This is a genomic window from Pseudohongiella sp. (assembly GCF_011050365.1).
Taxonomy (GTDB): domain Bacteria; phylum Pseudomonadota; class Gammaproteobacteria; order Pseudomonadales; family Pseudohongiellaceae; genus Pseudohongiella.
In genome coordinates this window covers 1-20,637 of the sequence record NZ_DRFV01000011.1, presented here as the reverse complement: position 1 = coordinate 20,637, position 20,637 = coordinate 1, and the positions used below count along the sequence as shown (strand labels likewise).

Below are 20,637 nucleotides of genomic sequence, written 5' to 3'. Positions count from 1 at the left end.
CGTTATGTCGTTTATGGATTAAGTGAAAAGCTACGGTACTACTTGTTGTCGTCCTGCCTGACCTCTTCTTGCCCGACCTCTTTTTGCCCGAGCTCTGTCTGCCCGGTCTCGTCCGGCGCGGCCTTGTCAGGCTGATCCAGCTGCGCTGGTGCCTGTTCAGCGGCCTTGTTCTTGCCCGGTTTCGCCTTGGCCTTGCCGGTTTTGGTTTTGGCAGCCTTTTCTTTCACTGCCTTTTGTACCAAAGGCAGATTCTGCCCGCGCCATTCGGCCATACCGCCGCGCAAACGCACGACCTGTTCGAAACCGGCACTGAGTAGCATCTTGCAGGCATCTCCCGAATGCTGCCCCATTTTGCAGACCACAATAATGGGCCGGGATTTCAGTTTCTCCAGCTCGGCGAGCTGCGCACTGAGTTTGGTGTGCGGAATGTGCACCGAATCAACGATATGGCCGGTGTCGTAATCCTTTTTGTCACGGATATCGAGCACCACACCATCATTGCGGTTGATCAGCATCACCGCCTGCTGCGGGCCGATCGCCTGCGCACCGGACTTGCTGAGATAGATAATCAACGCCAGCGCCAGCGCAATCCAGACACCCACGAGTATCACGTTGTTACCAATAAATTCTAAAATCTGCTCCATGACGCCTAAAGCCCTGAAATATCCCGATGTGGTATCAATGCGGTGTTACGCAGTTACAAGGCTGCGAAGTATACACGGCTGTGGCCGGCAATGGTACTTTGCCGCAGTTTCCGCGATAATACGGGCTTTTGAAGCACCAGGCCAAACCACGGGAAATTACTGTTCATGACTGATTCCACACCTCGTCGCACCGCCCTGCTCCTGATTCTTGATGGCTGGGGTTATCGTGAAGAAACCGACTCCAATGCCATTGCCGCCGCCAACACTCCGGTCTGGGACCAGCTCTGGCGCGAGTGCCCGCATACTCTGATCACCACCTCCGGAACCGGCGTCGGCCTGCCCAGCGGCCAGATGGGCAACTCCGAGGTGGGTCATATGAACCTGGGGGCCGGTCGCGTGGTCTATCAAAGCCTGACCATGATCGACAAGGCCATCGAAACCGGCGATTTTTTCGACAATACTGTGCTGAGCAATGCTGCCCGCACCGCCGCCGCCAACGATAAAGCCATGCATATCATGGGCCTGCTCTCGCCCGGCGGCATTCACAGCCATGAAAACCACATCCTGGCGATGATCAGGCTGGCGCAGGAGGCAGGCGTGAAACAGGTATACGTGCACGCTTTCCTGGATGGTCGCGACATGCCCCCGCGCAGCGCCATGGCGTCGCTGCAAAAGACCGAGAAAGCGCTCACGGACGCTGGCCTGGGCCGCATCGTGTCGGTGATTGGCCGTTATTTTGCGATGGACCGGGACCAGCGCTGGGATCGTATGCAGAGTGCCTACGATCTGATCACGCAGGGTGAAGCCAGCCATGAGGCGGACTCGGTTGCGGACGCCCTCAATAACGCCTACGCCCGCGACGAAGACGACGAGTTTGTCAAAGCCACCCGCATTGGCACAGCAGTGCCGATGCGGGACGGCGACAGCATGGTGTTCATGAATTTCCGTGCCGACCGGGCCCGCCAACTGACCAGTGCCTTTGTCGACCCGGGTTTTGATGGCTTCAAACGCAAGTCTACGCCCAAACTTGCCGAGTTTGTCATGCTGACGGAATATTCAGCCGACCTGAAACAGTTCGCCAGCTGTGCTTACCCGCCACAAACATTGCACAACAGCCTCGGTGAGTACCTGGCCAGCGAGGGTCGCACGCAGCTGCGGATCGCCGAAACAGAGAAGTATGCGCATGTCACGTTCTTTTTCAGTGGCGGACGCGAACAACCCTATGAGGGCGAAGACCGCATTCTGATTCCCTCTCCCGATGTCGCCACCTATGACCTGCAGCCAGAGATGAGCGCGCCGGAAGTCACCGACAAGCTGGATGAAGCGATACGCTCGGGGAAATATGACGCCATCATCTGCAACTACGCCAATGGTGATATGGTGGGCCATACCGGCAGTTTTGATGCCGCCGTCAAGGCCGTGGAAACCCTTGATGTGTGTCTGGGCCGCCTGATGACGGCGATCCGCGACACCGGTGGTCAGTGCCTGATCACTGCCGATCACGGCAACGTTGAACAGATGATGGATGCCGAGTCAGGCCAGGCACTGACCTCGCATACCAGCGGTCCTGTGCCGCTGGTTTATGTCGGCCAACGTCAATGGCACTTCACCCGGGAGGGTGCCCTGTCTGATATCGCGCCGACACTGCTAAAACTTATGGACATGGAGGTGCCGGCGGAAATGACCGGCCATGTGCTGATGGCGCCATGACGAACCACGCTGCGCTCCGCACAATCGCCCGGCAACCGCGAGTCTTTCTCACGCTGTTGCTGGTGTTGTGCGTCCCCATACCGCCAGCGCTAGCGCAAGAGCCCTCAGCGAGAGAAGAGCCTTCAGCCCAAGAAGAGCCTTCAGCGCAAGAGGAGCCCTCAGCCCAAGAAGAGCCCTCAGCGCAACAAGAGCCCTCAGCGCAACAAGAGCCTTCAGCAGGAGAAGGCCAGGCCACCGAAGCACAACTCGCCACCATTAACGACAGCATCGGGCAGATCGAAACCTGGCTGCAGCAGGCGCGCAGCCAGCGTTCCAGCGAAGAAGCCGCGCTCAGCGAGCTGAATCAGCGCATCGACGCCATCAGCGAAAATATTGCTGACAATCAACAGAACATTGCACGACTGGACGCAGAACTCGGCAGCCTGAACCAGCAGCAGGACACATTGCTCGCAGACACCGAAGCCCAGCGCGAAATCGTCGCTCGCGCCCTTCGCGCCAGCTACATCAGCGGCGGCAGCAGCCAATTGCAGTTGCTGTTAACGCAGCAGGACCCCTCCACCGCGCAGCGCATGCTGGTCTACTTCAATGCCTTCAACGAAGACCGCCTGCAGCAGATACGCCGGTTCCAGCAGACCCTGAGCGCGCTGGCGCAAACCCGCGACGAAATTGATCAGGCGCAGCTAACGCTGGCAGCAACCAATGCCGCACTGGCAACGCAGCGAGAGGAACTGGAAAGCAATCAACAGGCGCGCACCCGTCTTATTGCCAGTCTCAACGCGGATATGGCAACCCGCCGCAATGAACTGGAGCAGTTGCTCGCCGACCGCGCGCACTTGCAGGAACTGATCGATGAAATCAACCGCATCATCGTAGACATTCCCTCCCCGGAAGATGCCATGCCCTTCGCGGATGCCCGTGGTCAGCTGCCCTGGCCGGTCACCGGCGATGTGCTGGCCCGCTTTGGTGAACGCTTTGGTGGCAGCCTGCAACGCCAGGGCATTATCATTGGCGCCGACGCTGGCAACACCGTCAGGGCCGTACACAATGGCCGCGTGGTGTTTGCCGACTGGTTACGCGGATCGGGGAATCTTATCGTGATTGATCATGGCAACAGCTTCATCAGCCTGTATGCCCATGTTCAGGATTTCACCAAAAGCACAGGAGACTGGGTTAACCGGGGCGAGGCGCTGGCATTATCCGGAGCCGATGCCGGCAATGGCAGCCCGGGGCTGTATTTTGAGATCCGGCAAAGCAGCAGAACACTGGATCCGCAGGACTGGCTTACACCCGGCGACTGACAGAGTCATCAATCGCTACCCAGCGCCGGCCCAAGCGCATAGAATGCCGACCAGGACGGTCTTAACATGTAACTACAAGATCGCAGGAGCAGACATGTCGTCACCTAACACCGCCATCGCCGCAGTCACTTTCATTCAGCGCACGCTGCTGTTCGGCGCGTTCGTCACCGCCATGAGCTCGCCCGGCATTGCCATGGCGCAGGCAACCACTGACCCTGACCTGGATGTCATAACACTGGAAGAGCTTGAGCCTGTGCCGGAGGCCGGTGCCACCAACAACATCAGCGCAGACAGCTCAGTGCGGCCTTTGCCCATTGAGGAAGTCAGGCTGTTTGCCGAGGCACTGGAAGCCATTCGCACCGCTTACGTCTCCGACATTGATGACAAAACGCTGATCGATTATGCCATCCGCGGCATGCTGGCCGGGCTCGACCCCCACTCCGCCTATCTGAGCTCCGACGACTACGACAACCTGCAGGAAAGCACCGAAGGCGAGTTTGGTGGCCTGGGCATCGAAATCGGTGAAGAAGACGGCTACATCAAAGTCATTACGCCCGTCGATGACACACCCGCCGCCAGAGCCGGTGTCATGCCCGGCGACCTGATCGTGGAAATCAACGGCAGACCGGTACGCGAAATGCTGATTAACGACGCCGTGGAACTGCTGCGCGGCGAACCCGGCAGCCAGGTCGACATTACGCTTATGCGTGATACTGAATCTGAACCCATTGACCTGACGCTGACCCGCGAAGTGATTTCCGCCAACAGTGTTCGCCATCGCATGCTGGAGCCGGGGTTTGCCTACATCCGTATCGCGCAGTTTCGCACCAACACCGGGATAGCAGTGGTTAATGCCCTGGAAGAAATCAAAGCGTCCGATGGCACACTCAACGGTCTGGTACTGGATTTGCGCAACAACCCCGGCGGTGTGCTACAGGCATCGGTGCAGGTCGTTGATGCATTCGTCTCCAGCGGACAGATTGTTTATACCGAAGGCCGCGTTGGTGATTCCGAGGGCGACTATTTTGCCGACGTCGATGATCCCAGCGACGGTGTTCCGATGGTGGTCCTGATCAATACCGGGTCGGCATCAGCGGCGGAAATTGTCGCCGGCGCATTGCAGGATATGGGCCGGGCCGTGATCATGGGCACGCGCAGCTTTGGCAAGGGCTCAGTGCAGTCGGTGCTGCCGCTCAACAACGAACGCGCACTAAAACTGACAACATCGCTGTATTTCACGCCTTCGGGCCGCTCCATTCAGGCGCAAGGGATCGAGCCCGACATCGTGGTTGATGAAGCGCTGGTAACCCGTCGCATGCCCCGGCGCGGTGTTTATTCCGAACGCGATCTCGAAGGCCATCTGCCAAACGCGACTGATGCGCAGAGCACCAGCGATGGGCCCACCCCCATTACCAGCACGGAACAGATTGTGGTCAGTGACTATCAGTTGAATGAAGCGCTGACCCTGCTCAAGGGCTGGCATATCATGGCGAGCGGACGACAACGTCGTCAAAGTGACGAATGAACACTGAACCCGATACCTTGATTGGCCCTTATCTCGACAAAGCCAAAAACGCCTGGCAGCAATTTTCGGCACAACCGGGCAATACCCATATTGCAGTGGCGGCGGCGCTGCTGCTTGGGCTGGTGTTGATGGTGACTCTGGTTGATGGCGACGCCGCCAATGATCAACAGCGCGAACCCGTGGCCGCAGCCCGGGACGCCGGAAGCGCTAACGGCAGCACCATCGAAAGCGCTCTCGAAAGCATCACCGGGAACACCACTGAAACAGCCACAACCCCGGTTGCTGCGCCGGACGCACCAGCGCCCGTGACGGCGCCAGCAGATGCACCAGTGCTTGCCGACGTGACCGGCACCGGAGTCGAAACAACGGCCGGGGTCAATGCCACAGCGCTGCCCACTCACCGGCTGGTCATCATCCTGGACGATATTGGTTACAACGCCGAAGCTGGCGAACGCGCGGTCGGCCTGCCCGGCGCGGTGACCTATGCGGTGCTGCCATTTACTCCGCACGGCCAAGCGCTGGCGCAGATGGCTCACGACGCTGGCAAGGAAGTGATGCTGCACGCACCCATGAGCAACCTCGCAGGCATGGCCCTGGGCGAAGGCGGTCTGACACTGACTCTGACGGAAGCTGAATTTATCCGTACTCTGCGCGCAGCCATCGCCGATATTCCTCATGTGGCCGGCGTCAATAATCATACGGGCAGTGAGCTGACTGCAGCAGAACAACCCATGCAATGGGTCATGCGCGAATTGAAGGCCCAGGATCTGTTTTTTGTCGACAGCATGACTACCGGTAAGAGTGTCGCCGCAAAAGTTGCCATCGACAATCAGGTACCTGCCCTGAAGCGCCATGTCTTCCTCGATAATGAAGCCACGGCGGAGGCCATCGATCGGGAGTTTCAGCGCGCGGTCGCGATCGCCCAACAGCAGGGTTTTGCTGTTGCCATCGGGCACCCTTATCCGGCCACGCTGGAGTACCTGGAACAGGCCATCGACACCTTGCCTGCACACAATATTACGCTGGTGCCGGCATCAGCGCTGCTTACGCAGCCGTAGATCTAGTCAGCATCTCCCAGGGTCATCAACGACGCATTGCCGCCTGCTGCCGCAGTATTGGTACTGACTGACTGCTCGGTGGCAAAACGCGTCAGATAAAGGGGGCCGCCTGCCTTGGGACCGGTACCTGACAAACCATTACCGCCAAATGGCTGCACCCCGACAACCGCGCCGATCATGTTGCGATTGATGTAGACATTGCCCGCCCGAATGCGCGCCGCGATTGCCCGGGCGCGGCTATCAATACGGCTGTGGATGCCAAAGGTCAAACCATAGCCGGTGGCGTTGACGGCATCTACCAACGAGTCGATCTCGTCCGCACGAAAACGCAGCAAATGCACAATCGGTCCAAACACCTCTTCACGCAACTGACTCAGTTGAGAAATTTCGTATAGTTGGGGCGGAAAAAAGCAGGACTCTTTCGGTTTTCCGGGACTGTTCGGCGGCAACTCAACCCGTTTGCGCAACGTTGCGTTGCTGTCAAGATAAGCGACATGCCGATTCAGCATGGCAAGGGCATCGTCATCAATCACCGGGCCGACATCTGTCGCCAGCTCAGCGGGGTCGCCGATGCAAAGCTCATCCATGGCGCCAGTCAGCAGTGCGATCAGATCGTCAGCAATATCATCCTGCACCAACAGGATTCGCAGCGCCGAGCAGCGTTGACCTGCACTCTGAAATCCGGACAGCAACACGTCGGCAACCACCTGTTCCAGCAGTGCCGATGAATCCACCAGCATGGCATTGAGGCCGCCGGTCTCCGCGATCAGCGTCGCAATCGGACCATTGCGAGCGGCGAGACTGCGATTGATGGCGGTGGCCGCAGCCGTTGATCCGGTAAACGCCACCCCGGCAATGCGCTTGTCACTGACCAGACGTGCACCGGTTTCAGCGCCACCTGTCACAAGATGCAGGACATCTCGCGGAATGCCGGCCTGATACAACAACTCAACCGCTGCCGCAGCGACCCGCGGTGTCTGTTCAGCAGCTTTGGCAATTACGGTATTGCCAGCGACCAGCGCAGCGCTGACCTGACCCAGAAATATCGCCAGCGGAAAATTCCACGGGCTGATGCAGACAAACACACCCCGGCCGCGCAATCGCCATTGATTGTCTTCACCCGTGGGGCCTGGCAAACAACGTGGCTGAAAATCCCACCGCGCGCGCTGTGCGTAATAGCGGCAGAAGTCGGCCGCTTCCCGCACTTCGGCGATGCCATCAGTGACGGTTTTGCCGCCCTCTGTGGTACACAAGGCCATCAGTTGCGGCATCCGTGTCTCCAGCAAGTCGGCCGTTTTCTCCAGGCATCGCGCGCGGACATCAACATCGGTTGCAACCCAGTCGGTAAAAGCGCCGGTCGCCGTCGATAGCGCGGTGTCGATGTCCTTGTTCGACGATAACGCCGGCGCATCTGACAGGCTGTTCTCCGGCCAGTCTGACTGCAATTTTTTCAGCGTGTGGAAACTCGACACATCCAGCCCTGACGCATTGCGACGATCCGGGTACAGCTGCACTGGCAGGGGGATCTGCGGATGCGGAACATGAGTCAGCGCCAACACCTGCTCCAGCGGGTCAGCGACCAGCTCGGTGATCGGCGTGTTGTCATCGAGAATACGGTTAACAAAGGACGTGTTGGCGCCATTTTCCAGTAACCGCCGTACCAGGTACGGCAGCAAATCCTGGTGACTGCCGACCGGTGCATAAACCCGGCAACGGGGACCGGATTCGTCGGCGTGGATCAGCTGATCGTATAACGGACCACCCATGCCATGCAGTCGCTGAAACTCGAAATCATCATTGCCCCGGTTGTATTCCAGAATAGCGGCCACGGTGTAGGCGTTGTGAGTGGCGAACTGAGGATACAGTTGCGAGCGGTAGCTCAGCAGCTTCTGTGCGCAGGCCAGGTAGGAGACATCAGTGTTCTGTTTACGGGTGAACACCGGATAGCCGGCAAGTCCGTGTTCCTGTGCCCGCTTGATCTCGGTATCCCAGTACGCACCCTTGACCAGACGAATCATCAGGCGACGCTCGCCGCGCCGGGCCAGGTCTGCCAGCCAGTCAATCTGATCAAAGGCCCGCTTCTGATAAGCCTGCACTGCCAGGCCCAGACCCTGCCAACCGGCCAGCGACGCGTGCACTGCCACCTGCTCAAACACAGCCAGCGTCAAATCCAGCCGGTCAGCTTCCTCGGCGTCAACGGTCAGGCCGATGTCGTATTGTTTCGCCAGACTGGCCAGCTCCAGCACGCGGGGCACCAGCTCAGCCATCACCCGCCGCGCCTGTGACACTTCGAATCTTGGATGCAGCGCCGATAATTTTATGGAGATACCCGGCGCCTTAACCGGACCAAGGCCGACCGCGCTGGCACCGATGGCGTGAATGGCCGAGGTATAGGCTTGCAGATAACGCAGACTGTCAGCTCGCGTGCGCGCCGCTTCGCCCAGCATGTCATAGGAATGCAGGTAGTGTTTTGCTTCCGCCGTGCGCGAGCGCTCAAGCGCCTCCGCCACCGTGCGACCCATGACGAACTGACGCGCCATGATGCGCATGGCATGACGCACCGCCTGACGCACCAGGGGCTCACCGGCGCGCTGCACCAGGCGGCGAAAAATGCTGTTGCCCTGCTCTGCCGGCAGCGCGGGCTGAATGATTTTGCCCGACAGCATCAGCCCCCAGGTGGAAGCATTCACAAACAGCGATTCGCTGTTGCCCAGATGGCTGTGCCAGTCACCGCTGCCCAGTTTGTCTTCAATCAGGCGATCGACGGTTGCCTCATCCGGCGTTCGCAGCAATGCCTCTGCCAGGCACATCAGCACCACGCCTTCCTGACTGGATAGCTGATACTCCTGCATCAGGGCATCGACACCAGAACCACTGGCGCGGTTGGCACGCACGGTTGCGACCAGCTCACTGGCCTGCTCTCGAATGTGGTTTTTGTCTGCCGTTGAATTGCGCAAGGCCTGACACAGGCGACGCACGTGTGAGGTCTCGTCTACACGGTAAGCTTTCAGGACCGGCTGGTACGCAGCGGATGCCACCAGTGGCAATTCAAAGTAGCGCACGTGAACCTCCGGACGGAAATCCAAAACCCTACTTTACGCAACGCGTCAGCTTATATCCAGTCGCATGGTGATGCCTTGCTCGGCCATAAACTGCTTCGCCTGCGGAATACTGAATTCGCCGAAATGGAAAATACTCGCCGCCAGCACCGCATCGGCGCCACCTTCAAGCACGCCATCTACCAGGTGCTGCAGGTTGCCGACGCCGCCTGACGCAATCACCGGCACATCCACGGCATCACTGACAGCCCGGTTCAGCGCCAGATCAAAACCGATCTTGGTGCCGTCCCGGTCCATGCTGGTCAACAGGATCTCACCGGCACCATAGTCAACCATGCGCCGTACCCAATCAATGGCATCCAGACCGGTTGGATTGCGGCCACCGTGGGTGAAGATTTCCCAGCGATCAGCTTCGCCACCGGCGCTGACCTTTTTGGCATCCACCGCCACCACGATGCATTGCGAGCCAAAGCGCTGGGCTGCCTCACGGACAAACTCGGGATTGGTGACAGCAGCGGTATTGATCGATACCTTGTCGGCACCGGCGTTGAGCATGGTGCGGATATCATCCAGAGTGCGGATACCGCCACCCACTGTCAGTGGGATAAACACCTGACTGGCAATGGCTTCAACTGTTTTAACCGTGGTTTCGCGACCTTCGCTGGAGGCGGTTATATCCAGGAACGTAATCTCGTCCGCTCCCGCATCGCTGTATCGCCTGGCAACTTCAACCGGGTCTCCGGCGTCACGGATATCGAGAAATTTGACGCCCTTGACCACACGACCCTTGTCGCAGTCCAGGCACGGTATGATGCGTTTTGCCAGTGCCATGCTTACACTCCACCACTCATGTGCCCGGCGCCGTTTGCATGGCTGTCGCAGTAAGCCTGCGCCTGCGCCAGATCCAGTGCACCTTCGTAAATCGCCCGACCGGTAATCGCGCCCATGATGCCAGCGCCGGTATCAGTTTTAGCGACTTCGCACAGACCTTCGATATCTGCCATACGACTGACGCCGCCCGAGGCAATAACCGGAATCACCGAGGCGCGCGCGAGGCGCAGAGTGGCCTCAACATTAACGCCCTGCATCATGCCATCACGGGCGATGTCGGTATAGATAATCGCTTCCACACCGTCGTTGGCAAACTGGTGTGCCAGATCAACAACGTTCACTGTGGACACTTCGGCCCAGCCGTCGGTGGCGACCCAACCATCCCTGGCATCCAGTCCCACAATGATGTGGCCCGGAAACGCTTTACAGGCCTCCGCCACAAACGGCGGATGCTTGACGGCCTGCGTACCGATGATCACATGCCTGACGCCAACATTAAGATAATACTCGATGGTTTTAAGATCACGGATACCGCCACCAATCTGCAAGGGCAGGTCCGGGTAGGCTTTGGCGATCGCTTCCACGATGCCGCCGTTGACCGGTTCGCCAGCAAAGGCACCATTCAGATCCACCAGGTGCAGTCGACGCGCGCCCTGTTCACGCCAGTGCCCTGCCGTTTTTACCGGATCATCGGAGAATACCGTGGAGTCTTCCATGCGCCCCTGGCGCAGGCGCACACATTGGCCATCTTTAAGATCGATTGCGGGGATTACCAGCATTGTTCACACCTTGAATTCGGATACTTGGAGTTCGCGCACCACCCGGGACACGCAGTTCAGAGCTTGCCATCCCAATGCAGAAAGTTGTTCAGCAACTGCAACCCGCAATGCTGACTTTTCTCCGGATGAAATTGCACGGCGAATAATGAGTCTTTGTTAAGCGCGGCGGCAAAATCATGACCATATTCTGTGATACCTGCCACCTGACTACTATCATCAGGCGCGACGTAGTAGCTGTGCACAAAATAGAACCTGCTGTCGTCAGCAATATTGTGCCACAGCGGATGTGATGTTTTTTGCCGCACACAGTTCCAGCCCATATGGGGGACTTTCAGGCGCTGACCGTCGGCATCAAGCAGACTGTGTTCGCCACCGAAGCGTTTGACCGAACCCGGCAGCAGACCCAGGCAGTTTACCCTGCCATTCTCTTCACTGCTGTCCATCAATGCCTGCATACCAACGCAGATTGCCAGCACCGGTTTGCCCTGCATCAATGCATCACTGACGATGGCGTCGACACCCAGTCTGCGTATTTCTGCCATGCAATCGCGGATGGCACCTACGCCGGGGAAAATAATGCGGTCGGCAGCCAGGATACGCGCAGCATCACTGGTAACCTCGACGCGGACGTCGCTACCCAGGCTTTCCATGGCTTTGGCAACAGAATGCAGATTGCCCATGCCATAATCGATGACGGCTACGTTGTTCATTGTACAAGAGGTCCCACTGACGGATTTATTACCAACTGCCTGCTTACAAACTGCCTTTGGTCGACGGAATAACGTCGGCGCTGCGCGGATCAATTTCCATCGCCATACGCAGGGCGCGGCCGAAGGCCTTGAACACAGTTTCGACCTGGTGGTGGCTGTTCATGCCACGAAGGTTGTCAATGTGCAGCGTTACCAGTGCGTGATTGACAAAACCCTGGAAGAATTCGTAGAACAGATCAACATCGAAGCCACCGACCGAGGCGCGGGTAAACGGCACGTGATACTCCAGGCCGGGACGGCCGGAGAAATCCACTACCACGCGTGACAGGGCTTCATCGAGCGGCACATAGGCGTGCCCGTAACGACGGATACCTTTGCGATCCAGCGCTTGGTAAAACGCCTGACCCAGCGTAATGCCCAGGTCTTCAACCGTGTGATGGGCATCAATCTGCAGATCGCCCACTGCGTGAATATCCATGTCAATCAGACCATGGCGCGCCACCTGATCCAGCATGTGGTCAAGAAATGGCAGGCCGGTCTGGCATTTGAGTTCGCCGCTACCATCAAGATTCACGCTCACGCGAATCTGGGTTTCCTTGGTATTGCGTTCTACGCTGGCCTGACGATCTGGCTTTTCTGTGGTCATGGGTGTGGTCATGGATAAATCCCGCGCTGATTGGCTGGTCGGGTAAACCAGTCAAGTAAGAATCGTGAAAATGCGCGCGCATTATAAGCCTTTGCACCGCCCAGGGGCCAGCTTTGCTGTCGTGCATAGCGCCGGAAGCAACCGGACATCGCGGCAGAAAGCCCTAATTTTAGCGTACTCGTGCAGCTGATAGCCGCGTGCACACTCGCCTGCCAATTGGACATTCACTGGCACAGCTAGTATGGTCTGACTACGAACCATTCGTAAATGCATTAACGTAATGCATGCAATGCAAGGTGCTTAAACGCACACCATCACACACTCACCGCTACCAAAAATCGCCATAACTTGTTGTATTTAAACAAACTTAGTGAAAAGCAGTACTGACACACTGCCCGCGATTGGCTAATTTCGGTGACCGTAACGTCAAGGAGTTATTCATGCTTAAGAAGCTACTCAGCTTGCCCGCCCTGTTCGCACTCATCTTCGCCGCCAGCGTGGCCCATGCGCAGCAGCCCGCGCCCGCCGCCGCAGACGCAGATGTTCCGCAGAGCGCGGCAGACATTAACGCCGACATGAAACAGAAATTTGTCGCCGCATACGGCGATATCATGACAATTCAGATGGATTACGCTGAGCGACTGCAAACGGTCACTGATCAGGAGCAGGCCACTATGCTGCAGCAGGAAGCCCAGCGCGAGATGCAGGACGCGGTGACTGCAAACGCAATCAGCATTCAGCAGTACAACCAGATCATTCAGTTGGCGGCTGCTGACGAAGACCTGATGGCTGAGCTGGAAAGCGCGATTGCCGAAGAAATGGAGTCGTAACGTCAGTCTTTACGCCTGGGCACCGGGCTACTGAAAAGCCCGCGAATTCTGTTCGCGGGCTTTTTTGTGTCGGCCTGTGGACCACGGCGGCTGCGACAGCGAGCAGTGCATTGGTTACATTAATCCGTTAAACTTTTGAGTCCTTCTCCCTTTAGCGCGGTATGGGACGTCGAAATCTATGTCAAAACTATTTAAATATCTGATTTTTCTGCTGGTCGGCCTGACAGCGTTTGCGCTGGTGCTTGCCGTTGTGCTGTTCACGGTCATTAATCCGAACCGCTACAAACCTGCGCTGGAGGCGGCGGCATCGCAGCAAACCGGCATGCAACTCCGTATCAATGGCGACATCGACTGGACCTTTCGGCCGGTGTTCGGGCTGAGCATAGCGGATGTCAGTTTGCGCAACGGGGTCACGCCCCAGGAACTGGCATCATTCTCCAGTATCGCCTTGAAGCTGGACATCGGCAGCCTGCTCTCCGGCAACCTGGCCGTGCAGGAGTTTGTCGCCGAGGATCTGTACATTAACTGGTTTGTCGATGCCCAGGGCCAGGCCAACTGGCTGGTCAACACCGCCGAAGCAGCGCCCGTCACCGCACCGGCTACGGGCAGCAATGAACTGCCCATCGACATCAATATTGCCGATATCCGGGTGATCAATGCCAGCGTCGCGATTCGCGATCTGAGCAGCAATATCGACACTCGCCTGCAAAATATCGATCTCCGCAGCCAGAACACCAACCTGGAGAATCGTCCGTTCCCGTTTGAGCTGAGCATGCGCCTGATCAACGAAACCGGTGGTCAGGACCTGACCCTGGATCTGGCCTCTACTGCGCAGGTCGACTTCAACGCCGGCAATATTGACCTCAACGATATGCGCTTTACGCTCAGCCCGCTGGTGCTAAGTGGTGACGTCAGTGTGACCGATTTCCGCAATAATATGCGCTGGCAGACCAACCTGAGCAGCAACACCTTCAATCTGAGTCATTTGCTGGCAAACTTCATGGTTGTAGATGAAGACAGCATGCCGGCACCGAACCAACAGCAGTTCACCATTCAGACCCTGGAAGCCAACGGTGATGCTGCCGGCGCCACTCTGGGAGGACTGACGGTGGCCCTGGACGGCACCACTGCAGAGCTGCGCGGCGACTACCTGTTCGCCACTGACACACGTCAGGCACTGCTGGCCTATAATCTGAATACCGGCGCCATTGATCTTGACAGCCTGTTACCGGCGTCTTTAGAGGAGCCGGCATCGGCCAGCGCTGACGCAACAGCCAGCGGGCAGAATACGGCGCAAAGCGCAGTCGCCACCGACAATAACGACTCGCCACTCCCGCTCGACCTGCTGCGCAGCATGGACGTGCGCGGCGAACACACAATAGCGTCGCTGACCGCCTCCGGTCTGCAGTTTTCGCCAGTGCAATTTGGTCTGTTATTGCAAAACGGTGTGCTCAACATCGATACCCAGCCTATCGGGTTCTACGATGGCGAACTGGACGCCACGGTGACCCTGAATGCCACCAGCTCTCCGGCACAACTGGCTATAGAGACCGCACTCACCGGCATCAGCGCCAGCGCGCTGACCGATGACCTGCCGCGTCTTGATTTTTTTACCGGCAACTTCAATGCCAGCACCACTCACATGATGCAGGGCGACACCGTCAACGCCCTGCTCGACAGCATTGATGGCGCCAGCACCCTGCAGGTCAATGATAGCTCCGTGGATATCACGCTGCTGAAGCGGGTATTTTCCGCCATCTCTGTGCTCAGCCCCAGCGGCAACATCGCAGCTCAATGGCCTGACGTGGTGCGCTTCAGCAACGCCGAAGCCTACCTGCTTTTTAACGACGGCTTCACTGAAAATCAGGAACTGAATTTGCAGCTGGACAACTTTAACGTCAGCGGCACCGGCGGCCTTGATCTGGCAGCCGGCGAATTCGACTACCGGGTCGACTTCACTGTGCTGGGCGAACCCGCGCTGCAGACCCTGCGGGTCAATGAAGATTTTCAGAATGTCGCCTGGCCGGTGCGCTGTGAAGCAGCATTCACCGATACCGCCCTGCAATACTGCAGTCCGGACCTGCAGCGCGTGCGTGAGGTGTTCGCAGCCATCGCCCGCGATGAAATTCAGCAGCGCGCCAGCGAAGCCGTAGGCGAGCAGGTCGAGCGATTACGTAACCGTATCCAGAACCTGCTGCAGAATTGATTTTGACGGACCTGATAAACAGCGACGCCGTGCTGGAGTGGTATCACCAGCACGGTCGTCACGACCTGCCCTGGCAGCATGACACCTCGCCCTATCGCGTCTGGGTGTCCGAGATCATGCTGCAGCAAACCCAGGTCAGCACCGTCATCGGCTACTACCAACGCTTTATGGCCCGCTTTCCCGACGTCCGCGCGCTGGCAGCAGCGCCGCCGGATGAAGTGCTGCATTTGTGGACCGGTCTGGGATATTACGCCCGCGCGCGCAACCTGCACAAAACCGCTCAGATGGTATGCGAGCAGCATGACGGCGAGTTCCCGCAGGATATCGATGCTCTGATCGCCCTGCCCGGTATCGGGCGTTCCACTGCAGGTGCGATTCAGGCTCTGGCCATGGGCCAGCGCGGCGTCATTCTCGACGGCAATGTTAAACGTGTGCTGTGTCGTTACCACGCCATTCAACGCTGGTCCGGGGAAACCCAAACGCTGGCGCAGCTGTGGCAGATTGCCGGGGACACCACACCGCAACAACAGGTGGCGGCCTATACCCAGGCCATGATGGACCTGGGCGCAACCGTCTGTACCCGCAGCAAACCGGATTGTCCGCGCTGCCCGCTGCAGACGGGATGCCAGGCGCTCAGGCTTGGTATCGCCACACAGCTACCGGTCAGCAAGCCCAGAAAAACCCTGCCAAAAAAGCAAACCTACATGATCCTGTTATATCAGGACGATGGCACCGTCATGCTGCAGCAACGCCAGTCCACCGGCCTCTGGGGCGGGTTATGGAGCCTGCCCGAATGCAGTGATGACGAAGCCCTGTCTGCCTGGCTGCAGCGTTATGGCGGTGAGCGGGCAGACCAATGGCCGACACTACGCCACACCTTCAGCCATTTCCATCTCGACATAACACCGGTATTGGTGCGCGCCGGTGACGCCGGCTCGTGTCTGGATTCTGCGGGCAGCCTGTGGTATCCATTGGACCATTCGCTGAAGCTGGGCCTGGCGGCACCGGTCAAAAAATTGCTGGACCGCTTTGCCGGTCAGCAACGTGAACATTTACTTACACTACAGGCAGCAACACCACTGACCTCAGGACAACAGGACTAACATGACCCGCACCGTATTCTGTAAAAAATACCAGAAAGAGCTACCCGGCCTTGCCATGCCACCCTACCCCGGCGCCAAGGGTCAGGAGCTTTATGACAATGTGTCGGCCCAGGCGTGGCAGGACTGGCAGAAGCAGCAAGTGATGCTGATCAATGAGAAGCACCTGAGCATGGCTGCGGCCGACGATCGGCGCTATCTGCAGGAACAGATGGATCGCTTCTTTGCCAATGAGTCGTTTGATAGCGCCAGCGGTTATGTCGCCCCGGATTCCGAATAAGTTTCTGATCCTGAGACTTGACTAAGGCCGCCGCAACGGTTTTAATACGCGCCTTGTTGTGACCGCAGCCCTTTTTTGGCTTACCCAACAAGGCAAGACAGCATAAGCCCAGGTAGCTCAGTTGGTAGAGCAGAGGATTGAAAATCCTCGTGTCGGTGGTTCGATTCCGCCCCTGGGCACCATCTAAGCGTCCAGCACAGTCCATTAACGTCTACTCAATCCCCTTAATCTCTTGATTAACGAGACTTTGGGGTCCGTAGTCGTCTAATGAGATCCAGCACCGGCCAGGAATCTTTGTAACACCCTTAGTAACACGATTGAATAAATAAAGGGGAATGTTACAAAGGAGAACTGACATGCCGAGAGTAGCTACCCTCACAGATACCAAAATTAAGTACGCGAAACCCCAAGAAAAAGAGTATAACCTGTCTGCTGGCCAGGGGTTGCAGCTCAGAGTGAAGCCGAATGGCTCGAAGCTCTGGTTATTCAACTATACCAAGCCATATACGGGAAAAAGGACCAACCTCGGTATCGGCCTGTACCCCTCTGTTAGTCTCAAGGCCGCTATTTCCGAGAGGGATAAGTATCTGGTCTTTCTCGCGACGGGAAATGACCCCAAGGCCCTCAGAGAGGAAGCAGAAGACCATGCAAGAGCGTCGATGTCGCTCACCTTCGCAGTCGTTTATGATCGCTGGCTGGAGGTTAAACGCGCCACCATATCTGACGCGTACCTCAAAAGAATGGTGAATTCCATTAGTCTGCACATACTCCCCGAGCTTGCAGGTGTTCCGATTTCCCGAATCTCTGCGCCGGCGGTCATAAAAGTCCTCAAGCCAGTTGCTGACAACGGGCACCTGGAGTCAGTCAGGAAACTATGTAGATGGCTCAATGAAATCATGGACTATGCTGTCAATACAGGTTTAATCGCCGGCAATTGCCTCTTTGGCATTAGAAAAGCATTTCCCGCCCCCTCGTCAAAGAACCATCCCACACTGAAAGCAGAAGAACTGCCAGTATTCTTCGACTGTCTTGAGCGGTCGAAAATGTCCTTCGAAACGAAAAGCCTGATCCACTGGATGCTCCATACTCTGGTACGCCCCGGTGAAGCAGCGTCAGCGGAATGGAGCGAAATAGACATCGAAGGAGCGACCTGGACTATACCAAATGAAAAAATGAAGATGAAACGGGATCACATAGTGCCACTGACTCGACAGGCCATCGAAATTCTGCAGACCTTGAAACCATTGAGTGGACATAGACGATATGTGTTCCCAGGCAGGAATAATGTAAGTGGACATATCAATTCGGAAACTGCGAATGTTGCTTTCAAGCGTATGGGGTACAAGTCAAAGTTCGTCTCTCACGGAATCAGGGCGCTGGGGAGCACCATACTGCATGAACATCGACATAAGTCCGAGCTGATAGAGCTTTCGCTTGCTCATGTCGACAGAAACCAAATCCGCGCAGCCTACAACCGCGCTGAACACCTACCTGAGCGTCGTGACATGATGCAGTGGTGGTCCGACTACCTGGATCTCGTAATGCAACAGGGTATACCTCGGTCAGCTTGAGAAGCACAGCTTGTGCATCTATTCAGTGCTCAACTGCCATGAGAAAAGCCTGTACATGGGACGCATCCTTGCGGAATTCACTATCCCGCCAACTTGGCGCGATAGTGAATCCGTTTCACTATAGTCAAAGCCCTCTTCCAGATTTCGTCGGCATCATCCACACGAAAATATATGTCTTCTAGACCGCCCCCGGATCCGTGGGCGATTTCCCATTTAGTGGCAGCAGGGCCGCTACCAAACAAGGCACCACCATCAGCATCAGTACCTGGTACTGAATATGAATATGACAACGCTGGGTGGCCCTCAAGTCCATCTAAAGATTCTACTGGTAGGACAGAAATCAAAATAGTATGGCTCCCATCACATTCAGAATGTTCACAAAAGAAAGAAGCCCCAAAGCTCGGCTGCCAGTTTCTTATTGGTTCAGGCTTATATTTCCATTTCCAACCCGCCAAATCAAAAAAAGCAGCCCAAGTTGCTTCAAGCCGTGTATCGAATTTTCGTCTTTTATAAAGCAAAATCATTGTGTAAAAACTCCCAAATGATAACCAATTCTTTAATTCAAAATCTCACTCTCAACCTCTTCAGCGGTAAGCTGACCAACTTCCACGTAATCATAACTTTGGACTATACGAACTAGTACATTGCGCGCTGGGTTGATGTGGTAGCTCGTGAACTTAACTAGTTGCTCTTTCTCAAAGTACTCCTTCGAAAGCCCAACTAGCTCCTCACTAATATCAAAATAGTCAGCCAGCTTTCTAGCGGCTTCCAGAGCATCTTGAATTGTAGCTTCGCCTTGTCCGTACCTAAAGACCACCTCGGCTATGGATCTCGCGAGATCATTCAACAGATCTCTATTTTTTCGAAGCTCCTTTTTCACTTCCTTCGCCATCTTAAGAAAGTCCCTCTCTTTCATACCTCTATTTGTCGGCTTCTCCTCGCTTAATAACGGGACTCTCAATTTACCACGCTTGTTAATCGCACTTTTCTCAAGATGAACATTTCTCCAATTAACTTGCTGTCCGTCACCAGCCTGGTGGGTATCAAACGATATTTTCTGGCCATTTATTAGTCTTCTTAGCTTCGCCATCATATACCCATAAGAAATTTATTCAGCGACGATTACTATTGCCTGTTTGATTTCCAAAAGCTTCATAAGATATGGCGCGTTTCTTGTCGTACTATCTCCTTAACCATTGAATCTAGATCTTGATAGATAGTTTCACCATTAATCTTTAACCCATAAAGCTGATCTTTAAATTCTTTCAATTTCCCCTCGGTTTTCAGAACAAACGCAGCCAGAACCCTTTTATTATCACATTCTCTTAATTGAATATCGAGGCTATCACTGTTTGACCCATGTAGTGTAAATCGCCCATGTTGCGAGGCAAGCCTTCTGTTAGAAAAGGGAGATTCCATTGCAATGGGACTCACCGGAAGCTCGTAATGGTCATCTTTGTCCAACAACTTTGGGAGATAGCTATTTAGGTCCCAGAATTCACCCTCTACTGCTGAGTCACCCTTCATTATTGCAGTACTAGCCATGGCAGCGGGGCATACTATTGAATCAAAACCATGGAAATACTCATTAAAAGAAGCGGGATTAAGCACCCAAACTACTCTATCACCTTGCCAGCGAGAGTCCTGATGTAGCGCGAAATATAATGCACTCAGCGGTGAAGACGACCAATCTAGCAGCCTTGTCGGTAGACCATGGTGTTGCATTAGCGCATATTGCTCCCACGGATTCTCCAAAGCCTTACCTAAATAGGACTGATAACCAACGAGAAATTTACTAATATAGTTCGATTCAAAGTTCAAGTCATTACGCCAGATGAGTCCGGGAACCAATCCGAAATCAAGTCTCGATGACCCCCTGAACCAAAGATCACAATATGGTGTTACTTTATTTATCAGCTCCAAAAGCTCGAATATTGATTGAACTTCCCTTGTATTCATAAGACCTCACATTAAGGAGTGCGTAAAGAGTGCAAACAGGGCATGAAGCCGGAAACCACGAACAAGCGAGAAGACGCCAAGCCCACCACTAGGGCGAATCTATTACGCTTGTCGGATTAAGGACTTTTCCGTAATAGAAATATCATTCGGGTTCTACCCCGTTTCCACGGACGTTTCTAAAAAGGCTGAGAACTCCAAATCACTCTTCGCTAGCCTTCGCCGCATCCGAGGATTGTGAAAGCGCTCAATGTAATTAAATATATCTGCTTTGGCTATATCTAATGTCCGGTATTTCCGTCTGTTTACGCGTTCCCGTTTGAGCATTCCGAAGAAGCCTTCGCATGCTGCGTTGTCACCACAATGTCCAACTGCACTCATGGAACAGATCAGCGTATTTCGCTTCAGGAAATTTTGATAATCACCGCTGCGAA

General features: G+C 55.8%; 19 protein-coding genes and 1 tRNA gene. 10 read left to right on the top strand and 10 right to left on the bottom strand.

The window, feature by feature from the left end; genetic code table 11:
- Nucleotides 1–38: 38 nt before the first annotated feature.
- Entirely contained in the window at nucleotides 39–644 is a 606-nt protein-coding gene (locus ENH71_RS09725; RefSeq protein WP_294135307.1) for a rhodanese-like domain-containing protein, read from the bottom strand.
- Between the two features lie 165 nt (nucleotides 645–809).
- Between ENH71_RS09725 and gpmI the strand changes: the two genes are divergently transcribed.
- From gpmI to ENH71_RS09705, 4 genes are all read left to right on the top strand, one after another.
- Nucleotides 810–2,354, top strand: a complete 1,545-nt coding sequence (gene gpmI / locus ENH71_RS09720; RefSeq protein ID WP_294135310.1) for a 2,3-bisphosphoglycerate-independent phosphoglycerate mutase — start codon at nucleotides 810–812, stop codon at nucleotides 2,352–2,354.
- Nucleotides 2,351–3,652, top strand: a complete 1,302-nt coding sequence (locus ENH71_RS09715) for a murein hydrolase activator EnvC family protein (protein WP_294135312.1) — start codon at nucleotides 2,351–2,353, stop codon at nucleotides 3,650–3,652. The genes gpmI and ENH71_RS09715 overlap by 4 nt, the downstream gene beginning before the upstream one ends.
- Nucleotides 3,653–3,746: 94 nt before the next feature.
- A complete protein-coding gene (locus ENH71_RS09710) occupies nucleotides 3,747–5,177 on the top strand; it encodes a S41 family peptidase (RefSeq protein WP_294135314.1) in 1,431 nt (476 codons plus the stop codon).
- Complete coding sequence (locus ENH71_RS09705) at nucleotides 5,174–6,235, top strand: divergent polysaccharide deacetylase family protein (RefSeq protein WP_294135316.1); 1,062 nt, start codon at nucleotides 5,174–5,176, stop codon at nucleotides 6,233–6,235. Before ENH71_RS09710 ends, ENH71_RS09705 begins: the two co-directional genes overlap by 4 nt.
- A 2-nt stretch (nucleotides 6,236–6,237) precedes the next feature.
- Here the strand turns inward: ENH71_RS09705 and putA are convergent, their stop codons facing one another.
- The 5 genes from putA to hisB are packed head-to-tail and all read right to left on the bottom strand — an operon-like array spanning nucleotide 6,238 to nucleotide 12,260.
- Entirely contained in the window at nucleotides 6,238–9,297 is a 3,060-nt protein-coding gene (gene putA, locus ENH71_RS09700; RefSeq protein ID WP_294135317.1) for a bifunctional proline dehydrogenase/L-glutamate gamma-semialdehyde dehydrogenase PutA, read from the bottom strand.
- A gap of 45 nt (nucleotides 9,298–9,342) precedes the next feature.
- Nucleotides 9,343–10,125 (bottom strand): imidazole glycerol phosphate synthase subunit HisF, encoded by a 783-nt coding sequence (hisF, locus tag ENH71_RS09695; RefSeq protein WP_294135319.1) that lies wholly within the window; start codon nucleotides 10,123–10,125, stop codon nucleotides 9,343–9,345.
- A 2-nt stretch (nucleotides 10,126–10,127) separates the two neighbouring features.
- Nucleotides 10,128–10,904, bottom strand: coding sequence for a 1-(5-phosphoribosyl)-5-[(5-phosphoribosylamino)methylideneamino]imidazole-4-carboxamide isomerase (hisA, locus tag ENH71_RS09690; protein WP_294135321.1), 777 nt, complete (start codon nucleotides 10,902–10,904; stop codon nucleotides 10,128–10,130).
- Between the two features lie 56 nt (nucleotides 10,905–10,960).
- Complete coding sequence (gene hisH / locus ENH71_RS09685) at nucleotides 10,961–11,614, bottom strand: imidazole glycerol phosphate synthase subunit HisH (protein WP_294135324.1); 654 nt, start codon at nucleotides 11,612–11,614, stop codon at nucleotides 10,961–10,963.
- A gap of 43 nt (nucleotides 11,615–11,657) precedes the next feature.
- The gene (gene hisB, locus ENH71_RS09680) at nucleotides 11,658–12,260 is read right to left on the bottom strand and encodes an imidazoleglycerol-phosphate dehydratase HisB (RefSeq protein WP_317622405.1); all 603 of its coding nucleotides are present in this window, start codon (nucleotides 12,258–12,260) and stop codon (nucleotides 11,658–11,660) included.
- Between the two features lie 440 nt (nucleotides 12,261–12,700).
- Here hisB and ENH71_RS09675 point away from each other — a divergent pair, with 440 nt between their 5' ends.
- From ENH71_RS09675 to ENH71_RS09650, 6 genes are all read left to right on the top strand, one after another.
- Nucleotides 12,701–13,090: a DUF4168 domain-containing protein gene (locus ENH71_RS09675; RefSeq protein ID WP_294135326.1), complete on the top strand. Its 390-nt coding sequence runs from the start codon at nucleotides 12,701–12,703 to the stop codon at nucleotides 13,088–13,090.
- A gap of 178 nt (nucleotides 13,091–13,268) precedes the next feature.
- Nucleotides 13,269–15,296, top strand: coding sequence for an AsmA family protein (locus ENH71_RS09670; protein WP_294135328.1), 2,028 nt, complete (start codon nucleotides 13,269–13,271; stop codon nucleotides 15,294–15,296).
- Nucleotides 15,297–15,298: 2 nt separating this feature from the next.
- Nucleotides 15,299–16,399 (top strand): A/G-specific adenine glycosylase, encoded by a 1,101-nt coding sequence (mutY, locus tag ENH71_RS09665; RefSeq protein ID WP_294135330.1) that lies wholly within the window; start codon nucleotides 15,299–15,301, stop codon nucleotides 16,397–16,399.
- 1 nt (nucleotide 16,400) lies between these two features.
- Nucleotides 16,401–16,676, top strand: a complete 276-nt coding sequence (locus ENH71_RS09660) for an oxidative damage protection protein (RefSeq protein ID WP_294135332.1) — start codon at nucleotides 16,401–16,403, stop codon at nucleotides 16,674–16,676.
- 106 nt (nucleotides 16,677–16,782) lie between these two features.
- Nucleotides 16,783–16,858 (top strand) — tRNA-Phe (locus ENH71_RS09655).
- A gap of 174 nt (nucleotides 16,859–17,032) precedes the next feature.
- Nucleotides 17,033–18,247, top strand: a complete 1,215-nt coding sequence (locus tag ENH71_RS09650) for a tyrosine-type recombinase/integrase (protein ID WP_294135334.1) — start codon at nucleotides 17,033–17,035, stop codon at nucleotides 18,245–18,247.
- 80 nt (nucleotides 18,248–18,327) lie between these two features.
- On the opposite strand, the gene ENH71_RS09645 is transcribed toward ENH71_RS09650, so the two are convergent.
- The 4 genes from ENH71_RS09645 to ENH71_RS09630 form a co-directional block, all read right to left on the bottom strand.
- Nucleotides 18,328–18,771, bottom strand: a complete 444-nt coding sequence (locus ENH71_RS09645; RefSeq protein WP_294135336.1) for a hypothetical protein — start codon at nucleotides 18,769–18,771, stop codon at nucleotides 18,328–18,330.
- A gap of 32 nt (nucleotides 18,772–18,803) precedes the next feature.
- Entirely contained in the window at nucleotides 18,804–19,337 is a 534-nt protein-coding gene (locus ENH71_RS09640; protein ID WP_294135338.1) for a hypothetical protein, read from the bottom strand.
- A 62-nt stretch (nucleotides 19,338–19,399) separates the two neighbouring features.
- Nucleotides 19,400–20,206 (bottom strand): FRG domain-containing protein, encoded by an 807-nt coding sequence (locus tag ENH71_RS09635; RefSeq protein ID WP_294135340.1) that lies wholly within the window; start codon nucleotides 20,204–20,206, stop codon nucleotides 19,400–19,402.
- A 153-nt stretch (nucleotides 20,207–20,359) separates the two neighbouring features.
- On the bottom strand, nucleotides 20,360–20,637 hold a 278-nt coding region (locus ENH71_RS09630), incomplete at its 5' end, for an IS3 family transposase (RefSeq protein WP_294135342.1).